The 3,680-nt window shown below is 41.6% G+C and carries 2 protein-coding genes and 1 pseudogene; 2 read left to right on the top strand and 1 reads right to left on the bottom strand.

Annotated features, from left to right (window positions below; all coding sequences use genetic code 11):
• Positions 1–791, top strand: a pseudogene (locus EKM99_RS15910) (BREX-1 system adenine-specific DNA-methyltransferase PglX); the annotation flags it as partial.
• A gap of 54 nt (positions 792–845) precedes the next feature.
• Positions 846–1,934: a tyrosine-type recombinase/integrase gene (locus EKM99_RS15480; RefSeq protein ID WP_125584197.1), complete on the top strand. Its 1,089-nt coding sequence runs from the start codon at positions 846–848 to the stop codon at positions 1,932–1,934.
• Positions 1,935–1,989: 55 nt separating this feature from the next.
• Here the strand turns inward: EKM99_RS15480 and pglX are convergent.
• Positions 1,990–3,680: BREX-1 system adenine-specific DNA-methyltransferase PglX (pglX, locus tag EKM99_RS15475; RefSeq protein ID WP_125584196.1), on the bottom strand; the 1,691-nt coding region annotated here is incomplete at its 5' end.

Raw genomic sequence — 3,680 nt, 5'->3', positions numbered from 1 at the left:
ACATTGACTACCTTTATCGAACTAACCAAGCGAACTTTTCTAAGATTCCGGGGATGCCGATTGCTTATTGGGCTAGTGAGAATTTGTTGCATGATTTTGTCGTAGGAACAAGTATGGATAAAGTGGTTGATGCTAAAGTGGGCTTACAGACAGGAAATAATAATCTTTTTCTACGACTCTGGTTTGAAGTTCCATTAAAAAATATAGACTTTCATGCCAAATCAATTTCTAATACTATTGATTCAAAAGCGAAATGGTTTCCCTGCAATAAAGGTGGATCCTACCGGAAGTGGTACGGAAATTATGATTATGTTGTGAACTGGGAAAATAATGGTGCAGAAGTTAGACATTTTACGGATGAAAAAGGCAAGGTCCGTTCGCGGCCACAAAACACCGATTATTACTTTCGTGAAGCGATAACTTGGTCGGATATTACTAGCGGCGAATTTGGTGCACGACTAATTGATACTGGGTTCATTCCAGAAACAGCCGGTATGTCTGCATATCACAAGAATGTAGACTTAAATTATCTTCTTTCGTTGTTAAATTCTAAAGTTGCAGGCTATATTTTTGACGTCTTAAATCCGACTATTCATTTAAAAACTGGAAATTTTGTTAATTTCCCAGTTCTAAAAGTTCATCCTTTCAGTCCTGATGCGGCGAAGACTTGTATGACAGTTGGTAAAAAAGATTGGAACTCATTCGAAACATCCTGGGACTTCAACCGCCATCCACTCCTAACTCACATCGCTGACGATAACCTATCACACTGTCGTTCTCCCGTTGGCTAACAAGCGCAACTGTGACAAACTTGTGCCAACTAAAGATAAACGGAGGAAAAATATATGGTTAGCTATCGAAAACGTGGTAACGCATGGCAGTATGAAATCTCCTATAAGGACCGGGATGGTAAGTACAAGAAGCTTCGTAAATCCGGATTTCTATTGAAGTCAGAGGCAATTCTTGCTGCCAGTAAGGTTCAAACCGAGCATCCCAACTTAACGACTGTCAGGTCAGGCAGTGAATCTTTTGTCTCTTACTATCAGCGGTGGATTAAGGTTTACAAGCAGAATGCCGTGACAGCAATCACCTTTAACAAGTACGAAAATACGGCGAAACATGCCATTGAACTCTTTGGTGATCTTAAACTAAAGGACTTAACCAAGTTGGTTTATCAGGAGCGACTGAATCAATTCGCCGAAACCCACGCCCGCCGGACTGTTTCTTGCTTCCACAAACAGCTGCGAGCCTGCATTCTCGAGGCCTTGGATGAGAAAATCATCACAACGGATCCGACTCGCAAAGCCGTTATTACCGGGCACGAACGGCCTAAAATTGCTAAGACTTTAAACTATGACGATTGGACAAAACTATTAGCCAACCTTGATACGTCTCAGATTGGTGAAATGATTATCTATCTAGCTGCCGTCACTGGTATGCGGTACGGCGAAATCGTTGGTCTAACAGCAAATGACATTGATTTAGATAGGCACGTCATCAACGTGAATAAGGCGTGGGACTACAAGTACAAGACTGGTTTTATGAAGACCAAAACCCACTCCTCAAACCGCGAAATTACCATTGACCGTCAAACCGTTCAGAAACTAAGTAGCTTTGAAGAAAGTCATTCACTAAGTCTCAATCAGCCAATCTTTATGAATGCTCATGGCCATATTTTCGTGAGTGCCGAGATTAACAACCTCCTGACAGAGAAACTTGCTACACTTGGTATTCCCAGAATCACTTTTCATGGATTACGGCATACACATGCCTCAATCCTTTTGTACAAAGGAGTTAGCGTCCTTTCAGTTTCCCGGCGATTAGGTCACAGTAACATCACCACAACGCAATCTACCTATTTGCACATCATTAAAGAGCTTGAATCTCAAGACCAAGATAAGATTATTTCGATCCTCGAAAACAGAGAGAAATAGTTGGCACATAACTTGGCACAAAGAAGGCCTCTCGGCATTGAGAGGCCCTCTTTGACTACTTCAATTTAGATAAAATTTGACTACCATCTTGTAATTTTTCGTAGTTCACAACTACGCCATCATCAAGATCCAATGCAATCTGTTGGTTCGCAATATGCTGAATTAACGGATCATACTTCCTGATTTCATTGAGCTGTTGTCCTAGATGCTTGAGGTCCTTCTCAAAACGCTTCTTTTGACTAGCAACTGTCTCGTTACTTGCCAATTGCGTTAGCTGGTCAATTCTGAGTTCATATTGGCCTTGCAAGGGATGGAGATAATTCGTTCGGACCATCGCCAACTCATTGGGTTCATATCGATGTAAGTACATCAAAGCCTTGAACCCGTTGTTCTTACCACTAGAGAATTCCCAATAAATCGGCCGCTTCTGGTAGATCTTCTTGTGATCCTTAAAGAAATCCTCCACAAAGTAACGCCGGATAGCATCTTCATTGGAATCGGCCTTCTTACCAACAACAGACGCAATGTAGCTGATATTTTCATCAACGGAATCTGCACCGAAAGTAGCCGTTAAAAAGGCTTTCAAGCGATTAATGATGTCCCGTGAATCGCCGAAATAATCAGCATCATTTAACAAGAGTAAATTGTCTTCGTTTGGCACAAAGGACTGGTATTTGGCCTGATCCCATTCGCCACCGGCAAATGCCAACCCTTCAACATCAAGCGAATAACGTCCCAAAACAATCCCAACAAAGTACGACAGAAAAGATTTGATATCCCGCACCTCATCAGCCAAGCGCACTGATACGTCCTTATCCGCCACTTCTGGCGTCAGCTCATCATTTAAGCCATAGAGATCAATGAAAATTCGATTCAGTTCTTCCTCATTAGATTTCAACTGATCAAACCGTTCTTGTGCTTCATCTTGCCACAAGCTAAATGCATTCTTCAGCTTTCCATCAACCTCATTTCGCTTATCGTCAGCGATGTGAGTTAGGAGTGGATGGCGGGTGAAGTCCCAGGATGTTTCGAATGAGTCCCAATCATCCTTGGAAAGGGTTACTTGTTTCCCAGATAATTTATCACTTTGCAATTCAGTTCTATCATCCACAAGAACTGGAAAAGACTTAAAATTACCAATTTCAAGGGAAACCGTGGGATTTAGCATTTTGAAAATGTAGTCCCCAACAGGAGTGTTAAGCAGTGCTAAAATCATGATTAATAAATTATGATTTTTCGAAAATGCTGACATTCCTTTGTGGTCAGGTATGCTTCCCAAACTACGATATCTGAGCGAAAAATTTCCGCTAGTAATATCCGACCAAGTTATCGCTTCACGAAAGTAATAATCAGTGTTTTGGGGCCGCGAACGGACCTTGCCCTTTTCATCTGTGAAGTGCCTAACTTCTTCGCCATCATTTTCCCAGTTCACAAGATAATCGTAATTTCCGTACCATTTTCGGTAGGATCCGCCTTTATTACATGGAAACCACTTTTTTTGCGATGTAATAGAATCCTCTATAGAAGTGGAATGAAAGCTTATATTATTGGTAGGCACCTCATACCAAAGCCGTAAAAACCGATTATTATCAGCAGTTGCCAAGCCTTGCCTTGCATCCACCAACTCATCCATTCGAGTGCCAACTTCAAAGTCGTGCAGTAAATTTTTACTAGCCCAATAAGCAATCGGCATCCCCGGAATCTTAGAAAAGTTCGCTTGGTTAGTTTGATAAAGGTAGTCAACGC

The organism is Levilactobacillus cerevisiae (assembly GCF_003946245.1).
Taxonomy (GTDB): domain Bacteria; phylum Bacillota; class Bacilli; order Lactobacillales; family Lactobacillaceae; genus Levilactobacillus; species Levilactobacillus cerevisiae.
Note: the sequence above shows the minus strand (reverse complement) of the source record. Positions and strands in the feature narration are given on the sequence as shown.

Bases quoted from the DNA above. Each gene is read 5' to 3' on its own strand.
- EKM99_RS15480 (WP_125584197.1), top strand. From the start codon at position 846: ATGGTTAGCTATCGAAAACGTGGTAACGCATGGCAGTATGAAATCTCC.